This is a genomic window from Burkholderia sp. BCC1638 (assembly GCF_902833195.1).
Lineage (GTDB): Bacteria > Pseudomonadota > Gammaproteobacteria > Burkholderiales > Burkholderiaceae > Burkholderia > Burkholderia diffusa.
The window spans coordinates 1-650 of the sequence record NZ_CADFEC010000098.1; the positions used below are offsets into that span (position 1 = coordinate 1).

Consider the following 650-nt stretch of genomic DNA (forward strand, 5'->3'; position numbering starts at 1 on the left):
TTCAACATTCATCAGATCGTCAAGGACGGCCACAACATCCCGATCGTCGAGCAGACGATCGTCGAGAAGCCGTTCTGCCGGCTGCTGCGCTTCAAACGCTATTCGGACGACGCCGATGCCGTCACGCAATTGAAGGACGAGCCGGTCGTGCTGGTCTGCGCGCCGCTGTCGGGCCACCACTCGACGCTGCTGCGCGACACCGTGCGCACGCTGCTGCAGGATCACAAGGTGTACATCACCGACTGGATCGACGCGCGGATGGTGCCGGTCGAGGTCGGCCCGTTCCACCTGCACGACTACATCGCGTATATCCAGGAATTCATCCGCCACATCGGCGCGCGCAACCTGCACGTGATTTCCGTGTGCCAGCCGACCGTGCCGGTGCTCGCGGCGATCTCGCTGATGGCGAGCCGCGGCGAGGACACGCCGCTCACGATGACGATGATGGGCGGCCCGATCGACGCGCGCCGCAGCCCGACGTCGGTGAACTCGCTCGCGACGCAGCACTCGACCGCGTGGTTCGAGAACAACGTGATCCACACGGTGCCCGCGAACTATCCGGGCGAAGGCCGCCACGTGTATCCGGGCTTCCTGCAGCACACGGGCTTCGTCGCGATGAATCCGGAACGTCACGCGCAATCGCACTGGGA

The 650-nt window shown here is 64.8% G+C and carries 1 protein-coding gene; it reads left to right on the forward strand.

Features of this window, described 5'->3' with window-relative positions; genetic code table 11:
* The coding region (gene phaZ, locus HWX22_RS31365) for a polyhydroxyalkanoate depolymerase (protein ID WP_175912728.1) at positions 1-650 on the forward strand (650 nt) is incomplete at both ends.